This is a genomic window from Streptomyces sp. Y1, from assembly GCF_041053115.1.
Taxonomy (GTDB): Bacteria; Actinomycetota; Actinomycetes; order Streptomycetales; family Streptomycetaceae; genus Kitasatospora; species Kitasatospora rubellomurina.
The window spans coordinates 5,002,789-5,024,090 of the sequence record NZ_CP163445.1 but is presented as its reverse complement, the minus strand read 5'-3'; the positions used below and the strand labels follow the sequence as shown (position 1 = coordinate 5,024,090).

Annotated in this window: 13 protein-coding genes and 3 rRNA genes; 3 read left to right on the top strand and 13 right to left on the bottom strand. The window is 70.6% G+C overall.

Annotation, left to right across the window (positions count from 1 at the left end; translation table 11 throughout):
* Nucleotides 1–21 precede the first annotated feature (21 nt).
* Together gabT and AB2U05_RS21745 are read left to right on the top strand one after the other, a co-directional pair.
* Nucleotides 22–1,362: a 4-aminobutyrate--2-oxoglutarate transaminase gene (gene gabT / locus AB2U05_RS21750; RefSeq protein ID WP_369184007.1), complete on the top strand. Its 1,341-nt coding sequence runs from the start codon at nt 22–24 to the stop codon at nt 1,360–1,362.
* 489 nt (nt 1,363–1,851) lie between these two features.
* A complete protein-coding gene (locus AB2U05_RS21745) occupies nt 1,852–2,505 on the top strand; it encodes a phosphatase PAP2 family protein (RefSeq protein WP_369184006.1) in 654 nt (217 codons plus the stop codon).
* On the opposite strand, the gene AB2U05_RS21740 is transcribed toward AB2U05_RS21745, so the two are convergent.
* A complete protein-coding gene (locus AB2U05_RS21740) occupies nt 2,478–2,810 on the bottom strand; it encodes a DUF2218 domain-containing protein (protein WP_045702959.1) in 333 nt (110 codons plus the stop codon). The two genes, AB2U05_RS21745 and AB2U05_RS21740, sit on opposite strands and share 28 nt — an antisense overlap.
* A 167-nt stretch (nt 2,811–2,977) precedes the next feature.
* On the opposite strand from AB2U05_RS21740, the gene AB2U05_RS21735 reads away from it, so the two are divergent.
* Complete coding sequence (locus AB2U05_RS21735; RefSeq protein WP_369184005.1) at nt 2,978–3,634, top strand: MarR family winged helix-turn-helix transcriptional regulator; 657 nt, start codon at nt 2,978–2,980, stop codon at nt 3,632–3,634.
* Between the two features lie 44 nt (nt 3,635–3,678).
* On the opposite strand, the gene AB2U05_RS21730 is transcribed toward AB2U05_RS21735, so the two are convergent.
* The 12 genes from AB2U05_RS21730 to AB2U05_RS21675 all read right to left on the bottom strand — a co-directional run bounded on the left by AB2U05_RS21730 (nt 3,679) and on the right by AB2U05_RS21675 (nt 21,301).
* The gene (locus AB2U05_RS21730) at nt 3,679–4,440 is read right to left on the bottom strand and encodes a ZIP family metal transporter (protein WP_369184004.1); all 762 of its coding nucleotides are present in this window, start codon (nt 4,438–4,440) and stop codon (nt 3,679–3,681) included.
* A gap of 332 nt (nt 4,441–4,772) precedes the next feature.
* On the bottom strand, nt 4,773–6,467 hold the full coding sequence (locus tag AB2U05_RS21725; protein WP_369184003.1) for a restriction endonuclease: 1,695 nt from the start codon (nt 6,465–6,467) through the stop codon (nt 4,773–4,775).
* A 193-nt stretch (nt 6,468–6,660) separates the two neighbouring features.
* Entirely contained in the window at nt 6,661–8,496 is a 1,836-nt protein-coding gene (locus AB2U05_RS21720) for a hypothetical protein (protein ID WP_369184002.1), read from the bottom strand.
* 212 nt (nt 8,497–8,708) lie between these two features.
* Nucleotides 8,709–9,365, bottom strand: a complete 657-nt coding sequence (locus AB2U05_RS21715) for a YigZ family protein (RefSeq protein WP_369184001.1) — start codon at nt 9,363–9,365, stop codon at nt 8,709–8,711.
* Nucleotides 9,366–9,504: 139 nt separating this feature from the next.
* Entirely contained in the window at nt 9,505–10,794 is a 1,290-nt protein-coding gene (locus tag AB2U05_RS21710; protein WP_045702965.1) for an aldolase/citrate lyase family protein, read from the bottom strand.
* Between the two features lie 86 nt (nt 10,795–10,880).
* On the bottom strand, nt 10,881–12,482 hold the full coding sequence (locus AB2U05_RS21705; RefSeq protein ID WP_369184000.1) for a DUF2637 domain-containing protein: 1,602 nt from the start codon (nt 12,480–12,482) through the stop codon (nt 10,881–10,883).
* Between the two features lie 264 nt (nt 12,483–12,746).
* Nucleotides 12,747–13,412, bottom strand: coding sequence for a response regulator transcription factor (locus AB2U05_RS21700; protein WP_045702969.1), 666 nt, complete (start codon nt 13,410–13,412; stop codon nt 12,747–12,749).
* Nucleotides 13,364–14,743 carry a sensor histidine kinase gene (locus AB2U05_RS21695; RefSeq protein ID WP_369183999.1) on the bottom strand — a complete coding sequence of 460 codons (1,380 nt, stop codon included), beginning with the start codon at nt 14,741–14,743 and terminating at the stop codon, nt 13,364–13,366. Before AB2U05_RS21695 ends, AB2U05_RS21700 begins: the two co-directional genes overlap by 49 nt.
* A 250-nt stretch (nt 14,744–14,993) precedes the next feature.
* A 5S ribosomal RNA gene (rrf, locus tag AB2U05_RS21690) occupies nt 14,994–15,110 on the bottom strand.
* A gap of 71 nt (nt 15,111–15,181) precedes the next feature.
* A 23S ribosomal RNA gene (locus AB2U05_RS21685) occupies nt 15,182–18,302 on the bottom strand.
* A gap of 259 nt (nt 18,303–18,561) precedes the next feature.
* Nucleotides 18,562–20,085: ribosomal RNA gene (locus AB2U05_RS21680) — 16S ribosomal RNA — on the bottom strand.
* Together the 16S, 23S and 5S rRNA genes form the textbook arrangement of a ribosomal RNA operon.
* A gap of 541 nt (nt 20,086–20,626) precedes the next feature.
* A complete protein-coding gene (locus tag AB2U05_RS21675) occupies nt 20,627–21,301 on the bottom strand; it encodes a nucleoside/nucleotide kinase family protein (protein WP_369183998.1) in 675 nt (224 codons plus the stop codon).
* Nucleotide 21,302: the final 1 nt, after the last annotated feature.

Genomic DNA, 21,302 nt, shown 5'->3' with positions numbered 1-21,302 from the left:
CCGAGAAGTCTGGAGAACCCCATGAGCGCCGCAACGCCGCTCCCGCAGGAGCGCCGCCTGGTCACCGCGATCCCCGGTCCGAAGTCGCAGGAACTGCAGGCCCGCAAGCTGGGTGCGGTGGCGGCCGGTGTCGGCACCACCCTGCCGGTGTACGTGTCCCGCGCCAACGGCGGGGTGCTGGAGGACGTGGACGGCAACTCGCTGATCGACTTCGGTTCCGGCATCGCCGTGACGAACGTCGGCAACAGCGCCGAGGCCGTGGTGGCCCGGGCGAGCGAGCAGCTGGCCGCGTTCACGCACACCTGTTTCATGGTGACCCCGTACGAGGGTTACGTGGCCGTCGCCGAGCAGCTGAACGAGCTGACCCCGGGCGACCACGAGAAGCGCACCGCGCTGTTCAACTCGGGCGCCGAGGCGGTGGAGAACGCGGTGAAGATCGCCCGCGCCTACACCAAGCGCACCGCCGTCGTGGTGTTCGACCACGGCTACCACGGCCGCACCAACCTGACCATGGGCCTGACGGCGAAGAACATGCCGTACAAGCAGGGCTTCGGCCCGTTCGCCCCGGAGATCTACCGGGTGCCGGTGGCCTACCCGTACCGCTGGCTGACCGGCGCGGAGAACTGCGCCGCCGAGGCGGCCGCGCAGGCGATCGACGTCATCACCAAGCAGATCGGCGCGGAGAACGTCGCCGCGATCATCATCGAGCCGATCCAGGGCGAGGGCGGCTTCATCGAGCCGGCCAAGGGCTTCCTGCCGGCGATCGTGGAGTTCGCGAAGGCGAACGGCATCGTGTTCGTCGCGGACGAGATCCAGACCGGCTTCTGCCGCACCGGCCAGTGGTTCGCCTGTGACGACGAGGGCATCGTCCCGGACCTGATCACGACCGCGAAGGGCATCGCCGGCGGTCTGCCGCTGGCCGCGGTGACCGGCCGCGCCGAGATCATGGACGCCGCGCACGCGGGCGGCCTGGGCGGCACCTACGGCGGCAACCCGGTGGCCTGTGCGGCCGCGCTGGGCGCGATCGAGACGATGAAGGAGCAGGACCTCAACGGCAAGGCGCAGCGGATCGGCGAGGTCATGCTGGGCCGTCTGCGGGCGCTCCAGGAGAAGCACGAGATCGTCGGCGAGGTCCGCGGCCGCGGCGCGATGGTCGCGGTCGAGCTGGTGAAGCCGGGCGGCAAGGAGCCGAACCCGGAGGCCACCGCGGCGATCGCGAAGGCCTGCCACGCCGAGGGCCTGGTGGTGCTGACCGCCGGCACGTACGGCAACGTGCTGCGCTTCCTGCCGCCGCTGGTGATGCCGGAGCACCTGCTGAACGAGGGCCTGGACATCCTGGAGGGCGCGTTCGCCGCCGTCTGAGCGGCGCCGCCGACCAGGTGGTGACTCCCGCCGGAGGGTTGTCCGGACAGCGCTGAACGGCCCGTGGGGACCTCTGGTCCTCGCGGGCCGTTCGGTTTCTCAAGGGGCGCGAGGGGCGCCCCGGTGGTCGGCGCAAAAGACCGGTTCGGCGGCCGTGGGGTTGCCCGGGGCAGGGTGAAGATGATGTGCGGAATCGCTGAAGGCGCTCGGACGGGAACGGCGGGTGACGTAGTGTCATCACGGATGGACAGCGAGCCCCAGCCCCTGGCTGAGCCGTCCGCGGAGCCGCCCCCGGTGGGGGGCCCGCGGGCGCACCGCACGGACAACCAGGCCGACCCGGGAGGGTCGGCACACACCGAAGACCGATCGACCGACCGTCCGACCCACACCCCCCGGGGCGCACGGAACGGCGATCATCCAAGCCGCCCCGGAGCTCTCCCCCCTGCTCCGGGGCGGCTGTCCGCTGCCCTGGGCCGGGCGGCCCGCTCGGTGGCGGTGCCGGTGGTCGCGGCGGTGGTGCTGCTGCTGGTGTCCTGGCAGGTGGTGGTGGACGGGCCGTTGCTGGGGCTGGACCGGGCGGTGCGCGGCGCGGTGCGCTCGGCCCGCCCGAACGCCGTCCTCGATCCGCTCGGCCACGCCCTGTCGGACCTGGGCAGCGGTGTCCCCGCCGTGCCGGTGCTGCTGGCGTGCGGCGTGCTGGCGTCCTGGTGGTGGCGGCGGGCGGGGGCGGCGCGCTGGTGGTGGCCGCTGCCGGCGGCCGCGGCGACGGCGGTGCTGATCCCGCTGCTGGTGGTGCCGGCGAAGGCGGCGTTCGCCCGGCCGGGCCCGCTCGGGGAGCCGCTGACGCCGGGGCAGTGGGGCTGGTACCCGTCCGGGCACACGGCGACGGCGACGCTCTCGTACGGGGTGGCGGCGCTGCTGCTGGCCCGGGCGGCGGGGCCGCGGACGGCCCGGGGGCTGACGGCGGGCGCGGTGGCGCTGGCGCTCGGGGTGGGCGCGGGGCTGGTGTGGAGCGACTTCCACTGGCTGTTGGACGTGGTGGCCAGCTGGTGCCTGGCCGTGCTGGTGCTGTGGGCGCTCGACCGGTGGCTGCCCCGGCCGAGCGGCCGGGGTCGTCAGGCCTCGGGGTCGTCGTTGCGGTGAACGAGGCCGGCCTCGCCGTTGTCGCGGTGCCAGGCGACGACGAGTTCGTCGCGGGCGCCGAAGCGGACGAGGTGGCGGCCGACGACGTCCTCCAGGCCGGGCAGGTTCTCGCGCTCGCCCTCGACGACGAGCAGCAGGGCGTCCGGCTGGGCCTCCAGGGTGGCGGTGCCGGCGCCGAAGACGAGGGTGCCGCGGCCGGTCTCCTCGGAGAAGGTGGCGTCGATCTTGCGGCCCATGTGGGCGGCGAGCTGCTTGGCGTAGCGGGCGGGGCGGTCGGTGGCGACGCGCGCCTCGGAGCGGGGCATGGGCCCTCCAGGTTCGGGGAGGGAACTTAGGGTCCCCTCACTGAAGGACAAGCTAACGCAGATACTGAGCTTGGCTCAACATCTTTCCCGGCGCTCGCCCACCACCGGCCACGGGTCCCGGAGCGGCGCCGATACGCTTGGGCGGACGCCTGCCGAGGAGACCGCCCATGACCACCACGCCGACCGACGACCCGGCGGGCGCCCCGACCGGCGACCAGGCGCACGCCGCCGGCCGCCCGGAAGCCGTCGACCGGGCCGACGACCGGACGGGTGAACAGGCCGGTGAGCAGGCTGCTGAGCGGGCCGGCGAGCAGGCCGATGAGCAGGTCGGCGAGCAGCTGGACGCCGCCGAGCTGGCCGACGCGATGACCAGGGCGATCAAACGCATCCGCCGCCGCACCGGCGAGCGCCTGGACCCGTACGGCATCACCCCCGGCCAGGCCCGGGCGCTGCGCACGCTGGCGCACGCGCCCGGCTGCGAGCTGCCGGACCGCGCGATGCGGCTGAGCGACCTCGCCGACAAACTGCACATCGCCCCGCGCTCGGCGACCACGGTGGTCGACGCGCTGGAGGAGGCCGGCCTGGTCGAGCGCAGCCCGGACCCGGCGGACCGGCGGGCCGTACGGATCCTGCTCACCGAGGCCGGACGGGCGGCGGTCGAGCGGATCGGGCGGGTCCGGGACGAGGTGGCGCAGGAGTACTTCGGCGAGGTCAGCCCCGCCGACCAGGCGGTGCTGCTGCGGGTGCTGCGCTCCGCCGAGGCGCGCTTCCTCGCGGCCGGGCCGCCGCGCCGGCCCGCGCACCCGGGCGGCGCGGCGCGCTGAGCCCGCCCCCGGCGGGCGCCGGGGAGGCGGCCACGGGGCCCGCCTCAGTTGGCGAGGCCGATCACCAGCCACATGAAGCCGACCCCGGCGAGGGTGCAGAGCAGGGTGCTGCGGGACGGGTGCGGGCTGTGCGCCTCGGGGAGGATGTCGGAGGTCGCCAGGTAGAGCAGGAAGCCGGAGAAGAAGCCCAGGTAGAGGCCGAGCAGGCGCTCCGGGATGGTGAAGGCCAGGGTGATCGCGGCGCCGGAGACCGGCGCGAGGGCGTCCGCCGCGAGCAGGGTGAGCGCCCGCCGCCGGTTGTTCCCGTAGAGCCGGGTGATCGTGTACGTGTTGAAGCCGTCCGCGAAGTCGTGGGCCACCACGGCGATGGCGACGACGGTGCCGACCGTGGTGCCGGCCTGGAAGGCGGCGCCGATCGCGAAGCCGTCCATCACGCTGTGCCCGACCAGGGCGAGCGCGGCGGTCAGGCCGATGCCCTGCTGCCCTTCGCGCGGCCCGTGCTGGTGGCCGCCGTGGCTGTGCTCGGCGTACTCGCCCTCGTGACCGCGGTGGATGGCGACGGCGCGCTCGACGACGTGGATGGCGAGGAAGCCGGCCGCGAACATCAGCAGTGCCTGCGGGACGCCGTGCACCTCGTCGGGAGCCTGGTGCAGTGCCTCGGGCAGCAGGTCGAAGGCGACCACGCCGAGCATCAGGCCGGCCGCGAAGCCGAGCACCAGGTGGCGGCGGTCGCCGGTGCGCTGGGCGACGAAGCCGCCGATCAGCGTCATCAGGAAGGCCCCGGCCGCGACGGCCACGGCGGTCATCGGGCCGCCTCCGCCGTCTGCCCGACCGCCTGCCCGACCGTCTGCCTGGTGCCGTCGTACGGTCTGCCGAGCGCTCTGCCCATGCCTCTCCCCCCGGGGTCCGCCCGTGGCCGGGCCGACCGCCGACCGTACCGGACGGCCGTTCGACGGAGATCGGCCGGGGTACCGTCCGGCCGGGCCCGCTCCTCAGCCTCCGGTCGGCGGTGGTGCGGCGCGCGCCGGGCGGGCCGTAGGGGTGAGCCGGGGCCCGGTGGTCCGGCAGGCTCAGGAGCTCAGGGACTCAGGAGCTCAGGAGCCCTGGGGAAGCCCTGACGCCCTGACGCCCTGACGCCCTAGTGACCCGCGCCGAACGGGAGGCCGAGGTGGGTGCGGGCGAGTTCGCGCAGGCCGTCGCCGTCGACCAGGTGGATGTGCCGGTGGCTCTCCTCGGCGGTGAGGTCCAGGGCCTCGTCGGTGAAGCGGCCGGTGGTCAGCCGCAGGCCGCGCTCGACGGACTCCTCGCGGACGCCCTCGGCGAGGGTGGCGATGTGGTCGGTGCCGACCGGTTCGGCGTCCCGGGAGGCCCAGACCAGCCAGCGGCCGGGCAGCGCGCTGCCGGGCGTGCCTTCGGCGGTGGCGACCAGTCCGGCCGGGCCGCGCAGCCGCACGCTCCACTCCGTCAGACCGCCCCGGGTGAGCAGGTCCCGCACCAGCTGGGCGAACTCGTTGGCGGACAGGTCGGCCGCGGCGGGCACCGCGGCGCCGGCCCGGGCGGCGGGCTGGACGGCCGTCCGGGCGTACGGGTCCGGGGTGACGGCGGCGCCGAGCTGGCGCAGCCGTACGAGCGCCTCGTCCTGCTCGGCGTCGGCGTAGACGCCCTCGTCGTCGCGTTCCTCGTACGGCGCGGCGGGCGGCAGCAGCCGGGTGCGGGCCAGCGCGTCGCGGTCGGCGTCCACGCTGACCAGGCAGAGCGGCTCGGCGGTGCCGGGCCGGCCGGCACCGGGCTCGCGCAGCCAGCCGTTGAGGACGACCCCGGCGAGTATCTCGTCGGTGTCGACGGCGTCGGCCGCCTGCAGCGCGCGCAGGGCGAGCCGGGCGACCAGCCGCAGGTAGTCGGTGGCGCGGTCGGCGGGCGGGCGCGGCACGGGGGTGATCTCGCCGTCCGGGGCGAGCCGGTAGCCGGTGAGCGAGGGCACCAGGTCGAGCGGCGGCAGGTCGAGGTCGAGGACGGCGGTGCGGGTGAGCGGCCGGAAGACCGCCCGGCACGGGGCCGGGAGGTCCTGGGTGGCGGTCTCGGCCGCGGCCAGCGCCCGCTCCAGCAGCGACTCGACGGCGGCCGGTTCGGCCTGCCGGTAGGCCCGGCGGCACTCCTCGAGGCTGTCGTTGTACTCGCGCACGGCGCGGGCGCGGGCCTCCTCGGCCTCCTCGTGGGCGCGCCTGGCGTCGTCGGCGGCCGGGCTGCCGGCCTCGGCCCGGCGGGTGCGGAACTCGCGCAGGGCGCGCTGGTGGGTGAGCCGGGCCTGGGCCAGTTCGCGCTGGTAGCCGGAGTCCAGCAGGCGGCGGGAGGGGCCGCTCTCGGGGTCGGCGGCGGGCGGCTCGGCGGGGGCGAAGTCCTCCCAGCGGGGCTCGGCCTCGGTGTCCGGGCCGGGGCCGTCCGCCGCGAAGGGGCGGGGTTCGTAGTGGCGCAGCTGGCTCTCGAAGTCCATGGCCGAGACGGGCAGGGCGGCCCGGCGCAGCAGGTCGGCCAGCCGGTCGTGCTCGGTCCGGACGGTCTGCGTGCGGTGGTGGGTCAGGGCCGCGGCCCGGGCGTGCGCCGCGACCGCCTCCTGCTCGGAACCGGACGGGCCGTCACCGGGCGCGCCGTCGCCGTACGGTTCGGGGGCAGTGCCCTCCGGGCCGGGGGCACTGCCGCCCGGCTCGGCGGCGCCCCGGTCCGGGTCGGCGTCCTGGTCGACGCCGAGGTCGCGGAACACCGAGGCCAGGAAGCCCGGTTGGGGGAACTGCGCGGTCGCGGTGCCGTCGGGCCGGCCGTCTGCTGAGTACTGCATCGGTCGTCGTTCCCCCATGCTCGTCCGACACCTGCCCGGGGCGACCGGAGGCCCTTCGGCCCCGCCCCTGTCGGACATTGTCCACCGAACCGGCTCGGTGGTCAGCCAGGTCTCCGGGTCGGTACCGCTCGATACCGCTCGATCCCGGCCGACCCCCGGGCCGGTCGGCCCCCGCGGTGGACGGCCCCGCGCGTCAGTTGGTGCGGGTGTTGGTCAGGTGCAGGCCGATGTAGCCGACGTAGATCCGGCCGCTGCCGGAGCAGTCGTCGAGGTAGTGCAGCCGGGGCGCGGTGCGGCCGCCGCCGATCCGCAGGTGGGCGCCCATGAACGCGCGCCGCGAGGCGTCCACCGACTCGGGTACCGGCAGCATCCGTTCGCGTTTCCACTTGGTGTGGCTGAACACCGTCCGGGACTCCCCGCGCACGGCCTTGCGCGGCGGGAAGTGGTGGCAGCCGGCCGGGGTGTGCTCGCACCACTGCTTGAAGTCGCCGCCGGCCGAGCCGCGCACGGCCGCCTCGGCGTACTCCTGGAGGGCGGTCAGCCCGTCCCAGGCGAGCCGGGCCCAGCCGGCGCCGGTGCACTGGAGCCCGTCCAGGGCGAGCGCGGCCTTCTGGTCGCCGGTGAAGGTGAGCAGCGGGAACTCGGCCAGCCTGGCCATGAGTTCGGTGAAGGTCGCGGGCTTGCCGGAGCGGTCGGCGGACCTGCCGGACGGCGGTGCGGCCGGGCGCCCGGCGGGGCCGCCCGGGACGGTGCAGTGGCGGCCGGTGAGGGCGCGGGCAGCGGACCGCAGGCGCCCTTCGTGGCCCTCGCGCCGGCCCGTGCGCTCGCGGTGCTCCCGGCGCTCCTGCCGCAGGGTGCGCCGGACGCGCTCCAACTCGTCGGCCCTGGCCTGCTGTTCGGCCCGGTCCTGCCGCTCCTCCCGCGCCAGCACGGCCAGTTCGGCGACGTCGGCCGCGTCGGCGACATCGGCCGGGCCGGACGCGGCAGCCGGCCCGGTGCGGGCGGCGGGAGCCGATGGCGGGGGGACGCGCAGCACCGGGACGGCGGCGAGCGCCGGTGGCAGCGGCAGTTCGGCGGCGAGCCGGCGCGGCTCGCGCGCCAGCAGCCCGGCGGCACGGCGCACGTCCTGCTCTATTCGGCCCCGGACGAGCACCGGGTGCCGGGCACCGTCCTGCCGGGAGGCCGGGTCGACCTCGGGCAGGTAGGTGCGCACCGCCCCGCCGTAGACGCTGTGGTACTCCAGCGCGACGTTGAACCCGAGCCGGGCGTCGGCGTCCAGCACGTAGGCGGTGGCGAGGCCGGGCAGCTGCAGGCAGAGCGGGCGCACCACCTGCTCGACCCAGCGGTCGAGCTCCTGGTGCGCCGGGACGCTGGCGACCACGGTGGGCAGCCGGCGCTCCGGGTCGCAGAGTTCGTCGATCAGCCCGTCCACCCCGGCGGCCGTGATCACCTGCGGGGCGAGGTGGACGGCGGCCGGGCCGTCCGTGGCGTCCAGCAGCGGGAGGAGGGAGTAGGCCAGGTCGGGCACCGGCACCCGGCAGGGGGTGCGCACGCCGCTGCCGGTGCTGTGCGTCTCGGCCTCCAGCCGGACCCAGGTGGGGCCGCCGGCCGCGGTGGCCACGGTGAGGGTGAGCTGCCGGGTGCCGTGCGGGGCCGGGGTGCGCAGGCGGCGGCGGTCGTAGCGGCCGGCTCCCCGGCCGCCGCGCAGCGGGCCCTGGTCGCGGTCGAGCAGGACGCGGTCGCCGAGGCGGAGGCGTTCGGCCACGGGCGGCTCGGCCCCGGATGGTTCGGTCGGCGGCGGTTCGGTCGGACGCGGTTCGGTGGCGGCCCGGCCGGTGTCGGCACGGCGGGCGGGCGGGGGCTCCTCGCAGCCCTCCTGCTTCAGCCAGGAGGCGAGGTGCTCGTCGGCCAGGGCGACGGCCTCGGCGTGCGGGAGGGCGGTGGTGACGGTCATCCGGTAGGGCGTCGCGGCCCCGCGGGGGCCGGCCGGGTCGGCGCCGGTCTGCGACGGGAAGCGGGCTGAGGTCATGCGCGTACCTCCGTGGTGCGGCGTGGGGTCCTGTGTCCTCCATCGATGGGTCATTCGTCCGGTTCTGCCGGAACCTTGCCCAGGAAACGCCACAACCCGGAGCCGAAGTTCCGACTCCGGGACACGTCCCTACATTCGGGTGAATCTGTTCAAGCGGTCTCCCGCGTGGCGCGACGCCTCGGCTACGGGGGGCGACCGCCGGGCCGGTTCCGTCAGACCGGCACCTCGACGTACGTCCGCCCGGCCGGGACCGCCACCGAGGTGCCGCCGGTCGCCTCGGCCAGCCAGGTGTGGAACGCCGCCACCTCCGGCTCCGGCACGCCCACCTCGATCCGCACCCCGGCGACCTCGTAGGCGAGGTCACTCACCGCGTACCCGGCCGCCCGCAGGTCGTTCTCCACCCGCCCGGCGCGCCTGTGGTCGGCCGCCACCGCGAGCAGGGCGACCGGCCGGCGCTCCAGCAGGCCGATCTCGTCGACCGCCTCCGACACCGCGCTCCCGTACGCCCGGACCAGGCCGCCGGCGCCGAGCTTGATCCCGCCGAAGTACCTGGTCACCACGGCAACGGTGTCGGTCAGGCCGCGCCGGCGCAGCACCTCCAGCATCGGCACCCCGGCCGTGCCGCCGGGCTCGCCGTCGTCGTTGGAGCGCTCGCGGCGCTGCTCGTCGCCGACCACGAAGGCGGTGCAGTTGTGCCGGGCGTCCCAGTACTGCTTGCGGATGCCCGCGATGAAGGCCTGCGCCTCGTCCTCGTCGCGGACCCGGGCGAGGTGGCAGATGAAGCGGGACTTCTTGATCTCGATCTCGTGGCTGCCGGCCCGCCGAATGGTGAGGTACGGCCTGGCGGTGGGTTCCGGCGTGGCGGACATGGCGCGGTGCTTCTCCCGGGAACGGCGACGGCGGGCGGGGCCGCCCCGGTGGGCGGGGCGGCCCCGCCAGCCTAGTTGGCGCGTGGCGGGCGGAGCAGCGGTCGGCCGATCAGCGGCCCGGCGATCAGCGGCCCGGGGATCAGCGACCCGCCAGGGCGTCCAGCCGGGCGCGGTCGAGGCCGGTCAGCGCGGTGACCTCGGCCGGGTCGACGGCGCCGCAGTCCAGACCGCGCAGCAGGTAGCCGCTGAGCGCGCGGGCGGTGGCGGGCTCGTCCATCACGTCCCCGCCCGCCTTGGCGACGTAGGCGGCCAGCCGGGCGGCGGCGGGCCCCAGGCCCTCGCGGTAGAAGGAGTAGACGGCGGCGTAGCGGGTCGGCAGGTGCGCCGGGTGCATGTCCCAGCCCTGGTAGTAGGCGCGGGCCAGCGAGCGGCGGACCAGGCCGTGGTGGAGCTTCCAGGCCGCGTGCACCTGCGCGGTCGGGCCGGTCGGGATCACGTTGGTGGAGCCGTCCGAGAGCCGGACCCCGGTGCCGGCCGCGGCGACCTGCATGACCGCCTTGGCGTGGTCGGCGACCGGGTGGTCCATGCTCTGGTGGGCCGCGCTGACGCCGCAGGCGGCGCTGTAGTCGAAGGTGCCGTAGTGCAGGCCGGTGACCCGGCCCTCGCCGGCCTCGATCATCCGGGCCACGGTGGCCCGGCCGTCCGGGCCGAGGACGGCCTGGGTGGTCTCGATCTGGACCTCGAAGCCGAGCCGGCCGGCGGGCAGGGCGGCCCGGCGCTCGAAGTCCTCCAGCAGCCGGACCAGCGCGGTGACCTGCTCGGCGTAGGTGACCTTGGGGAGGGTGAGCACCAGGCCGTCCGGGAGGCCGCCGCCGGCCAGCAGGGTGGCGAGGAAGAGCTCCAGGGTGCGGATGCCGCGGGCGCGGACGGGCGCCTCCAGGCACTTGATCCGGATCCCGACGTACGGCGGCGCGGAGCCCTCGGCCACCGCGGCGGCGACCAGCTCGGCGGCGCGGACGGCGGCCGCGTCCTCCTCGGCGTCCGGGCGGGGGCCGTAGCCGTCCTCGAAGTCGATCCGCAGGTCCTCGACCGGCTCGCGCTCCAGCTTGGCGCGGACCCGGGCGTGCACGTCGGCGAGCAGTTCGTCGTCGGCGACGCCGAGGGCGCGGGCCAGCTCGGCCGGGGTGGCGGCGTGGGTGTCGAAGGCCTCCAGCGCCCGGCGGCCCCAGTCCCGTACGGTGTCGGCGCCGAAGGCGTCGGCGGGGACGTAGACGGTGTGCACCGGCTGCCTGGTGCCGCGCTCGCCCGGGTAGCGGCGCGCCAGATCGGCGTCGACCGGGGCGAGCAGCGCCTCCACGGCGGCGCGGGCGGCGGCGGAGAAGGAGGCTCCGCCCGTCTGACCGTTACCGCCGACCTCGACCTGCGCCATCGTGGCCTCCCGTGCCGAACCTTCGCTTCAACAATTTGTTGAGGCGAAGGTAGTCCCGGTCGGATCGGGCGTCAATGGGCGGTCGGTCAGTCCCTCCCGGCGGCCTGGTAGCGCTCGTTCAGCTTCGGGTAGAGGTCGGCGACCTCCTTGGGGTGGACCGAGCCGTCCGGCCCCTTGCCGGTGACGCCGTGCTCCGTGGTGAGCCACTCGGCGAGGCGCTGGGCGTCGGGCTGGTGGCCGTTGTTGTCGATGTACGAGAGCAGGCCCTCGTACGCCACGTCGAGGTCCAGGTGCGCGGACGCCGGAACCGGGACGGGCTGGTCGGCGGCGGCCGGCTCCTCGGCGAGGACAGCGGCCGACTCCTCGGGCGCCGGGGCCCCCGCGTTGAACCACGGCGAGGACTTGGCGGGCGTCCGGACGGCGGGGGCCACCGGGACGACGTCGACGGGGGCGGGGGTCGCAGGAACGGGGCTCGCCTGGGCGGGGGCCACGGGCGCGGCGGGCGCCGCCGGGGCGGCGTCGGGGCGGTGGCCGGCGGGGCGGACCTGGCGTGCGGCCCAGACGTCCAGTTCCTCGCCGCGCTGCTGCGGAGTCTCCTCCGGCTCGTCGGCCGGCTCGTTCTCGGCACGGCGGCGCACCGCGGCCAGCTTCGCCAGCACCGGGCCGGCCACCTCCACGGGCACCGGCGGGACCGTCGCCGGGGCGGGGGCCGTGGCTTGGGGCTGCTGGGCCTGGGGCTGCACCTGGACCTGGGGCTGGGGCTGGATCTGGGGCTGCGGAAGCTGCTGCGGCTGGACCTGCGCCTGGGGCTGCCCGGGTTCCGGGCGGAACTGCGGGTGCTGCGGGTGCTGCGGCGGCACGGCCTGCTGGGCGTGCTGCGGTTGCGCGACCACAGCCGCCTGCGCCGGGGCGATGGCCGCGGCCACCTGGATCTCCTGGAGCTCCGGCTCCCCGGCCTCCAGCTCGGCCTGGGCCGTCGTCGCGACCTCCTTGGCCTCGAGCTCCCGGCCTTCGTCGTCCAGCCGGTCGAGCAGCGACGGGTCGAGCGGCACGCCGAACTTGGCGAGCTTGAGCGGCAGCAGCGCCTGGATCGGCGCCGAGCGCCGCCAGCCGCGGCCGTACCGGAAGCGCAGCTGCGCCCGGTAGACCAGGCGGTTCTGCTCCAGCCGGATGACCTCGTCGTAGGAGCGGAGCTCCCACAGCTTCATCCGCCGCCAGAGCCGGAAGGTCGGCACCGGGGAGAGGATCCAGCGCATCACCCGGACCGACTCCATGTGGCGGTCCGCCGTGATCGCCGCGATCCGGCCGACCGCGTGCCGGGAGGCCTCGACCACGACGACGAAGAGCACCGGGATGACGGCGTGCATCCCCATGCCGAGCGGGTCGCCCCAGGACGCCGCCGCGTTGAACGCGATGGTGGCCACGGTCAGCAGCCAGGCGGTCTGCCGCAGCATCGGGAACGGGATCCGCAGCCAGGTCAGCACCAGGTCGAGCGCGAGGAGCACGACGATGCCGGCGTCGACGCCGATCGGGAAGGCGTAGGAGAAAGCGCCGAAACCTTTCTTTTCCGCCAGCTCGCGCACCGCGTTGTAGGAGCCCGCGAAGCCGATGCCCGAGATGATGCAGGCGCCGGCCGCGACCAGGCCGAGCAGGCCGCGATGGGCCTTGGTGAGCGTTGGGCGTGCCATTACGTCTATCAACCCCTGGATGTCGGCTGCTGCCGTACGCTGCCTCGACTGCCGACCGCCGACCGCCGGTCTCCCGTGGTCGGTCGTCGGTGGTCGGGCCTCCGGGACGGCTGGGCGACCTCCGGGCTCGGCTCATCGGAGTTTACTCGTACGCCTGTTTCAGCGTTTCCGCAGCCTGGACCGTCACCGCCCGGCCGCCTCCCGAGCGGCGGCCCGCCCGACTCGGCGCCCGCCTCGGCACCCGGCGGGCTTCCGGTCGAGCTGTCAGGCGGCGTGCCCCGCCGTGCCGTTGAGGTAGGTCAGGACGGCGAGCACCCGACGGTTGGCATCCTCAGCGGGGGCGAGCTCGAGCTTGGTGAAGATGTTGGCGATGTGCTTGGCCACCGCACCGTCGCTCACCGACAGCCGGGCGGCGATCGCCGAGTTGGAGCAGCCCTCGGCCATCAGCTCCAGCACCTCGCGCTCCCGCGGGGACAACCGCAGCAGCGGGCCCGGGCGGCGCGAGGTGGTGTGCATCAGCTTCGCGATCACGTCAGGGTCCATCGCCGTCCCGCCGGCCGCCACCCGGCGGACCGCGTCGATGAACTGCCCCGCGTTGAACACCCGGTCCTTCAGCAGGTAGCCGATCCCCCCGGTGCCGTCCGCCAGCAACTCCCGCGCGTACAACTGCTGGACGTGCTGGGACAGCACCAGGACCGGAAGGCCCCGGATCTCCCGGCGCGCCTTGAGGGCGGCCTGCAGCCCCTCGTCGGTGAGCGTCGGAGGCAGCCGCACGTCCACCACGGCGACGTCCGGCCGGTGGGTCAGCAACGCGTCCAGCAGCTCGGGACCGGTCTCGACGGCCGCGGCGATGGTGAAGCCGTGCGCTTCCAGCAGCCTGATCAGACCTTCGCGAAGGAGGTAGAGGTCCTCGGCGAGGACAACTCGCACGGCAGCTCCAGGGTGATGGTGGTCGGACCGCCCGACGTACTGTCGATGGCGAGGACACCGTCGAAGGTACCCAATCGCCGCTCTATGCCGCGCAGTCCGCTCCCCCGCGACGGATCGGCCACGCCCATGCCGTCGTCCGTCACGGTCACCCGCAGGGATCCCGCCCGGTACAGGATGTCCACCCACACCTGGTCCGCCCGCGAGTGCTTGGCCGCGTTGGCCAGCAGCTCGCAGATGCTGAAGTACACGGCCGCCTCCACCGGGGCCGGCAGCCGCTCCGGCACGCTGACGCACACCTCGGTCGGCAGCGCGCTGTCCAGCGCCAACGCCCGGACGGCGTCGCCGAGTCCGCGCTCGGCCAGCACCGGCGGGTGGATCCCCCGCACCAGGTCCCGCAGCTCCTGCAGGGCCCGCTCCGAGGACTGCCGGGCCTCGGCGAGCAGAGTACGCGCGGCGGTCTGGTCGGTGTCCATCAGGTGCTCGATGGTGCTCAGGGTCATCCCGATCGCGACCAGCCGGGCCTGCGCGCCGTCGTGCAGGTCCCGCTCGATCCGCCGGAGCTCGGCCGCCTGGCTGCCCACCGCGTCCGCCCGGGTCTCGGTCAACCGGGCCACCCGCCTGGTCAGCTGGGCGTGCGTCGCCCGACCGTCCTGGTCCAGCACCCGGCGGGCCACCGTGGCGTACGCCCGCACGGCGTGCGGCGCGAGCAGCACCCCGGCCGCGATCATGCCGAGCCCGAGCCCGCCGTTGATCACCAGCGACACCATCCGGCCGTTCAACGGGCCGTAGCCGCCGCCGACCTCCGGCCCGGCCAGGCCGTAGGCCGCCCCGAACAGCAGCAGGAACGCCACCGGCCCGGCCAGTGCGAACACCGCCGCCGGGTTGACGAGCAGCCAGAGCATCTCGCTCCTGGTCGCCCGGTCCCGGAACGCCCAGTGCAGCAGCTGCGCGAGCTGCGCGACCGACCGCGAACGGTGGTAGGAGTACCCCGTCCACCAGTGCCCGCGCTCGTCCGACTCCAGCTCCGGACGCGGCTGGTACACCACCGGTATGCGGATCCCGTACCAGTTCTCCAGCTGCCGCCGGGTGCCGGCCGCCGTCCGGCGGACGAACAGGGCGCCACCCACCGCACCGATCCCCAGGAGCCCCGCTGCAAGGGCGCAGGGCACGACCAGGGCGAAGCGCTGCAGGATGCCCACCGTGCTCGCCGCCGCGAGCCAGCCGGCCACCAGCGGCAGCACGAACCCGGGCGCCGCCCGCAGCACCAGCACCGCCAGCCGCGCCAGGGCCTGGCCGCCCGCAGCCAGCGCCGCCTCGGCCTGCGTGCGCATCGGCGCACCACTCGTTCGCGTCTCTGTCGTCGTCACGGAAGCTCCTGATACCGGTACCGATCGTCGACTCACAGTGTTCACGAACCACCGGGTCCGCACACTGGCCATGACACCCCAGTTCCGAGGTGGACCTAGCACCACCTGCAGGTGGTCACAGCAGCACTCAGGAGGTGCGGGCGGGTTCGCCACTCGCCGCCGGAAACGCGAAAAGGCCCACCCGGGAACCCGGGTGGGCCTTTTCTGAAGAATTGTTCGGCGGCGTCCTACTCTCCCACAGGGTCCCCCCTGCAGTACCATCGGCGCTGTGAGGCTTAGCTTCCGGGTTCGGAATGTAACCGGGCGTTTCCCTCACGCTATGACCACCGAAACACTATGAAACTGTCGACCCGCCGGCAAGGCGGTCGTTGTTTCAGAACAACACAGTGGACGCGAGCAACTGAGGACAAGCCCTCGGCCTATTAGTACCGGTCAACTCCACCCCTCACAGGGCTTCCATACCCGGCCTATCAACCCAGTCGTCTACTGGGAGCCTTACCCTCTCAAGGAGGTGGGAGTGCTCATCTCGAAGCAGGCTTCCCGCTTAGATGCTTTCAGCGGTTATCCCTCCCGAACGTAGCCAACCAGCCATGCCCTTGGCAGAACAACTGGCACACCAGAGGTTCGTCCGTCCCGGTCCTCTCGTACTAGGGACAGCCCTTCTCAACACTCCTACGCGCACAGCGGATAGGGACCGAACTGTCTCACGACGTTCTAAACCCAGCTCGCGTACCGCTTTAATGGGCGAACAGCCCAACCCTTGGGACCTACTCCAGCCCCAGGATGCGACGAGCCGACATCGAGGTGCCAAACCATCCCGTCGATATGGACTCTTGGGGAAGATCAGCCTGTTATCCCCGGGGTACCTTTTATCCGTTGAGCGACGGCGCTTCCACAAGCCACCGCCGGATCACTAGTCCCTACTTTCGTACCTGCTCGACCCGTCAGTCTCACAGTCAAGCTCCCTTGTGCACTTACACTCAACACCTGATTGCCAACCAGGCTGAGGGAACCTTTGGGCGCCTCCGTTACCCTTTAGGAGGCAACCGCCCCAGTTAAACTACCCACCAGACACTGTCCCTGATCCGGATCACGGACCCAGGTTAGACATCCAGCACGACCAGAGTGGTATTTCAACGACGACTCCCACCCAACTGGCGTTGGGCTTTCACAGTCTCCCACCTATCCTACACAAGCCGAACCGAACACCAATATCAAGCTATAGTAAAGGTCCCGGGGTCTTTCCGTCCTGCTGCGCGAAACGAGCATCTTTACTCGTAATGCAATTTCACCGGGCCTATGGTTGAGACAGTCGAGAAGTCGTTACGCCATTCGTGCAGGTCGGAACTTACCCGACAAGGAATTTCGCTACCTTAGGATGGTTATAGTTACCACCGCCGTTTACTGGCGCTTAAGTTCTCAGCTTCGCCTCGACGAATCAAAGCTAACCGGTCCCCTTAACGTTCCAGCACCGGGCAGGCGTCAGTCCGTATACATCGCCTTACGGCTTCGCACGGACCTGTGTTTTTAGTAAACAGTCGCTTCTCGCTGGTCTCTGCGGCCACCCCCAGCTCAGAGTGCAAGACTCGTCACCAGGAATGGCCCCCCTTCTCCCGAAGTTACGGGGGCATTTTGCCGAGTTCCTTAACCATAGTTCACCCGAACGCCTCGGTATTCTCTACCTGACCACCTGAGTCGGTTTGGGGTACGGGCCGCCATGAAACTCGCTAGAGGCTTTTCTCGACAGCATAGGATCATCCACTTCACCACAATCGGCTCGGCATCAGGTCTCAGCCTTAATGAGTGACGGATTTGCCTATCACTCGGCCTACACCCTTACCCCGGGACAACCACCGCCCGGGCTGGACTACCTTCCTGCGTCACCCCATCGCTCACCTACTACCCCGTTGGGTCACCGGCTCCACCACTTCCCTTTGCCCGAAGGCTCCGGGACGGCTTCACGGGCTTAGCATCAGAAGGTTCAGCGTTGGCGCTTCAAAGCGGGTACGGGAATATCAACCCGTTGTCCATCGACTACGCCTGTCGGCCTCGCCTTAGGTCCCGACTTACCCTGGGCAGATCAGCTTGACCCAGGAACCCTTGGTCAATCGGCGCAAGAGTTTCCCACTCTTGTATCGCTACTCATGCCTGCATTCTCACTCGTATACCGTCCACGACTGGTTTCCACCGCCGCTTCACCCGGCACACGACGCTCCCCTACCCATCACAGCAACCGTTAGGTCTTCACGCTGCAATGACACGACTTCGGTGATGTGCTTGAGCCCCGCTACATTGTCGGCGCGGAATCACTTGACCAGTGAGCTATTACGCACTCTTTCAAGGGTGGCTGCTTCTAAGCCAACCTCCTGGTTGTCTCTGCGACTCCACATCCTTTCCCACTTAGCACACGCTTAGGGACCTTAGTCGGTGTTCTGGGCTGTTTCCCTCTCGACCATGGAGCTTATCCCCCACAGTCTCACTGCCACGCTCTCACTTACCGGCATTCGGAGTTTGGCTAAGGTCAGTAACCCGGTGAGGCCCATCGCCTATCCAGTGCTCTACCTCCGGCAAGAAACACGTGACGCTGCACCTAAATGCATTTCGGGGAGAACCAGCTATCACGGAGTTTGATTGGCCTTTCACCCCTAACCACAGGTCATCCCCCAGGTTTTCAACCCTGGTGGGTTCGGTCCTCCACACGGTCTTACCCGCGCTTCAACCTGCCCATGGCTAGATCACTCCGCTTCGGGTCTTGGGCATGCAACTCAGTCGCCCTATTCGGACTCGCTTTCGCTACGGCTACCCCACACGGGTTAACCTCGCTACACACCGCAAACTCGCAGGCTCATTCTTCAAAAGGCACGCAGTCACGGCCAGCCGGCAAGCCGACTGACGACGCTCCCACGGCTTGTAGGCACACGGTTTCAGGTACTATTTCACTCCGCTCCCGCGGTACTTTTCACCATTCCCTCACGGTACTATCCGCTATCGGTCACTAGGGAATATTTAGGCTTAGCGGGTGGTCCCGCCAGATTCACACGGGATTTCTCGGGCCCCGTGCTACTTGGGAGATGAGCAAGCAAGCCGTACAGATTTCGTCTACGGGGGTCTTACCCTCTACGCCGGACCTTTCGCATGTCCTTCGACTACCCATACGGTTTCTGACTCGCCGACCGGCCGGCAGACCGATCAAGCTCATTCCCACGACCCCCTGAGCGCAACCCCTGCCGGGTCTCACACGCTCAAGGTTTAGCCTCATCCAGTTTCGCTCGCCACTACTCCCGGAATCACGGTTGTTTTCTCTTCCTGCGGGTACTGAGATGTTTCACTTCCCCGCGTTCCCTCCACACTGCCTATGTGTTCAGCAGCGGGTGACAGCCCATGACGACTGCCGGGTTTCCCCATTCGGACACCCCCGGATCAAAGCTCGGTTGACAGCTCCCCGGGGCCTATCGCGGCCTCCCACGTCCTTCATCGGTTCCTAGTGCCAAGGCATCCACCGTGCGCCCTTAAAAACTTGGCCACAGATGCTCGCGTCCACTGTGCAGTTCTCAAACAACGACCAGTCACCCACCTCAACAAGCATGGGACCGGCAACCACTGAGACAACGTTTCCGTTCCCTCAGGACCCAACAACGTGCCCGACACAGTCAATCCCAGACCACGTTCCACGCCCGAAGGCAGTACTAACGATCCGATCTCTTCCTGTGCCGAATAGTCAACGTTCCACCCATGAGCGAGCACTCCGGGACATTCGCCCGAAGCTGCTATGTGCTCCTTAGAAAGGAGGTGATCCAGCCGCACCTTCCGGTACGGCTACCTTGTTACGACTTCGTCCCAATCGCTGGTCCCACCTTCGACGGCTCCTCCCCTTACGGGTTAGGCCACCGGCTTCGGGTGTTACCGACTTTCGTGACGTGACGGGCGGTGTGTACAAGGCCCGGGAACGTATTCACCGCAGCATGCTGATCTGCGATTACTAGCAACTCCAACTTCATGGGGTCGAGTTGCAGACCCCAATCCGAACTGAGGCCGGCTTTTTGGGATTCGCTCCGCCTCGCGGCATCGCAGCCCTTTGTACCGACCATTGTAGCACGTGTGCAGCCCAAGACATAAGGGGCATGATGATTTGACGTCGTCCCCACCTTCCTCCGAGTTGACCCCGGCAGTCTCCTGTGAGTCCCCATCACCCCGAAAGGCATGCTGGCAACACAGAACAAGGGTTGCGCTCGTTGCGGGACTTAACCCAACATCTCACGACACGAGCTGACGACAACCATGCACCACCTGTATACCGACCACAAGGGGGCACCCATCTCTGGATGTTTCCGGCATATGTCAAGCCTTGGTAAGGTTCTTCGCGTTGCGTCGAATTAAGCCACATGCTCCGCTGCTTGTGCGGGCCCCCGTCAATTCCTTTGAGTTTTAGCCTTGCGGCCGTACTCCCCAGGCGGGGAACTTAATGCGTTAGCTGCGGCACCGACGACGTGGAATGTCGCCAACACCTAGTTCCCAACGTTTACGGCGTGGACTACCAGGGTATCTAATCCTGTTCGCTCCCCACGCTTTCGCTCCTCAGCGTCAGTAATGGCCCAGAGATCCGCCTTCGCCACCGGTGTTCCTCCTGATATCTGCGCATTTCACCGCTACACCAGGAATTCCGATCTCCCCTACCACACTCCAGCCTGCCCGTATCGAATGCAGACCCGGGGTTAAGCCCCGGGCTTTCACATCCGACGCGACAGGCCGCCTACGAGCTCTTTACGCCCAATAATTCCGGACAACGCTCGCACCCTACGTATTACCGCGGCTGCTGGCACGTAGTTAGCCGGTGCTTCTTCTGCAGGTACCGTCACTTGCGCTTCTTCCCTGCTGAAAGAGGTTTACAACCCGAAGGCCGTCATCCCTCACGCGGCGTCGCTGCATCAGGCTTTCGCCCATTGTGCAATATTCCCCACTGCTGCCTCCCGTAGGAGTCTGGGCCGTGTCTCAGTCCCAGTGTGGCCGGTCGCCCTCTCAGGCCGGCTACCCGTCGTCGCCTTGGTGGGCCGTTACCCCACCAACAAGCTGATAGGCCGCGGGCTCATCCTGCACCGCCGGAGCTTTACACCCAGGAGCATGCACTCCCAGGTCATATCCGGTATTAGACCCCGTTTCCAGGGCTTGTCCCAGAGTGCAGGGCAGATTGCCCACGTGTTACTCACCCGTTCGCCACTGATCCACCCCGAAGGGCTTCACCGTTCGACTTGCATGTGTTAAGCACGCCGCCAGCGTTCGTCCTGAGCCAGGATCAAACTCTCCGTGAATGTTTACCGGTAATCCGGTCCACACCCGCGTTGAGCGGCACGGCAACCACCGGAATAGGGCGGCCCCGCGCACTGCGTCCTCGCTAGTGTTTATTTCAAAAGGAATCTCCAACCCCAGGAAACCTGAGGCCGGGGATGTCAACATATCTGGCGTTGACTTTTGGCACGCTGTTGAGTTCTCAAGGAACGGACGCTTCCTTCGAGCCGCTTTCCAGCGGGCCCTCCGGGCTTCGTTCTTTCGTGTTTCCAGCTTATCAGATGTTTTCCGCTCCGTTTCCGGGGCTTCGTCATCCAACTCGCCGGTGTCTTCCGGGGCTTGACGCCCTGTCCGACGTTTCAAACTCTAGCCGATCCCCGCTCCGAAAAGCGAATCCAGCCGAGTCCGACCGCAATCCGATAAAACGCGCACACCGAATAAGCACCCTGCCGCGACGCGAAAACGCAAACGCGACCCAGTGCGAACCAGGAAGTGGTGTTTCGAAGGATTGGCCGCTCCGGGACCGTCCGCGCAGATGCGTGTCCGGTGCTCCCTGCCGAGCGACTAGAGAACACTACCCCTGTCCGGCACGGCGGGCAAGTCACTCCCGGAGACGGTCCGGGTACAGAGCGAGCGGCCGGCCTTCACGTACTCGCCGTTGGGGTGGTCGTTGCCGCTGACCCATCGGCGGGCGGCGGTCTCGTCGCGCCCGCCGTCGCGGTGGCGGCTCAGCAGGCGCTGCTCGCGGACGGCGTCGTCGGTGTGGACGTACCAGAGCTCGCGCAGCCGGCGGCGGGCGTCCGGCCAGGGGGCGTCGGCGGCGGCGAGGTAGTTGCCCTCGGTGATGACGAGACGGGTGTGCGGGTGGACGACGTGGCGGGCCGCGACGGGTTCGTCGAGGGTGCGGTCGAAGTCGGGGACGTAGATGTCCTGGAAGCGGTCCTCGGCGATGCGGCGCAGCAGGGCGACGTACCCGTGGGCGTCGAAGGTGGCCGGGGCGCCCTTGCGGTGGGCGAGGCCGAGGCGGTCGAGCTGGGCGGCGGAGAGGTGGAAGCCGTCGAGGGGGACGTAGGCGGCGGTGCCGGGGCCCTCGATGCGGTCGATCTCGGCCACCAGGTGCCGGGCGAGGGTGGACTTGCCGGCGCCGGGCGGGCCGGCAAGTCCGAGGATCGTGCGGGCGGTGCTGCCCGGGCCGCGGAGGAGTCCGAGGGCGAGGGCGGTGGGCTGGGCCTCGTTCATG

Excerpts from the sequence above, each read along its gene's own strand:
- AB2U05_RS21710 (WP_045702965.1), bottom strand. The coding sequence starts at position 10,794 with ATGGCGCAGGTCGAGGTCGGCGGTAACGGTCAGACGGGCGGAGCCTCC.
- AB2U05_RS21695 (WP_369183999.1), bottom strand. The coding sequence starts at position 14,743 with ATGCGCACGCAGGCCGAGGCGGCGCTGGCTGCGGGCGGCCAGGCCCTG.
- AB2U05_RS21675 (WP_369183998.1), bottom strand. The coding sequence starts at position 21,301 with ATGAACGAGGCCCAGCCCACCGCCCTCGCCCTCGGACTCCTCCGCGGC.
- AB2U05_RS21730 (WP_369184004.1), bottom strand. The coding sequence starts at position 4,440 with ATGACCGCCGTGGCCGTCGCGGCCGGGGCCTTCCTGATGACGCTGATC.
- AB2U05_RS21725 (WP_369184003.1), bottom strand. The coding sequence starts at position 6,467 with ATGCAGTACTCAGCAGACGGCCGGCCCGACGGCACCGCGACCGCGCAG.
- gabT (WP_369184007.1), top strand. The coding sequence starts at position 22 with ATGAGCGCCGCAACGCCGCTCCCGCAGGAGCGCCGCCTGGTCACCGCG.
- AB2U05_RS21715 (WP_369184001.1), bottom strand. The coding sequence starts at position 9,365 with ATGTCCGCCACGCCGGAACCCACCGCCAGGCCGTACCTCACCATTCGG.
- AB2U05_RS21720 (WP_369184002.1), bottom strand. The coding sequence starts at position 8,496 with ATGACCTCAGCCCGCTTCCCGTCGCAGACCGGCGCCGACCCGGCCGGC.
- AB2U05_RS21740 (WP_045702959.1), bottom strand. The coding sequence starts at position 2,810 with ATGCCCCGCTCCGAGGCGCGCGTCGCCACCGACCGCCCCGCCCGCTAC.
- AB2U05_RS21705 (WP_369184000.1), bottom strand. The coding sequence starts at position 12,482 with ATGGCACGCCCAACGCTCACCAAGGCCCATCGCGGCCTGCTCGGCCTG.
- AB2U05_RS21735 (WP_369184005.1), top strand. The coding sequence starts at position 2,978 with ATGACCACCACGCCGACCGACGACCCGGCGGGCGCCCCGACCGGCGAC.